General features: G+C 79.7%; 1 protein-coding gene. It reads right to left on the reverse strand.

What is annotated here, in order from left to right; translation table 11 throughout:
• Window positions 1-174: 174 nt before the first annotated feature.
• Window positions 175-585 (reverse strand): hypothetical protein (locus AC1DXK_RS31145; RefSeq protein WP_477299727.1); only part of this gene is annotated, 411 nt, incomplete at its 5' end.

Below are 585 nucleotides of genomic sequence, written 5' to 3' on the forward strand. Positions count from 1 at the left end.
CCCCGGCGCGGCCGCGGTCCCGCCGCCTGCGCGGCCGGCACGACGCCGCCCGCCCCGGGGAGCGGGATCCCATGGCCGAGCTGCGCCCCCCCGTGGAGTGCCACCGTCACCGCGGCGGCCCCGGCCAGGGCCAGCCACGCGCGGTCGAGGACGCGGTCCCAGCGCAGGTGCATCTCACGCTCCCACCACCATCTTCCAGGCGGCCCGCAGGGCCGGGATATGCCCGGCGAGCCACGCGATCTGGTCCGAGAACCAGTGCGCGGCCGCCGCCGCAGCGACGAAGGCGAACACCGTCGCGTGCTTGAGGCGGCGCAGGTAGCGGCGCAGGGCGCGGCGCTCGACATGCTCGTCGACCAGCTCGTCGAGGGCGGCGAGGCGCGGCTCGGTCTGGCGCGTGAACCACGCGTGCCAGTACGGCGGGAAGCGGATGCTCCGCGGCCGCCCGCCGAGGGCGACGCCCGCTCCGGCCTCCGCGTCGGGGGGCGTGGCCGCCCGGCCCGGCGGCCTGCGGGGGGTGCGGGTGACGGTCATGGCCTTCTCCCTGTCGCACGCGCCCCCCGGCCGCCCGTCGCGGCCGCGCCGGGC

The sequence above is a fragment of the Methylobacterium sp. P3_A11 genome, assembly GCF_056403155.1.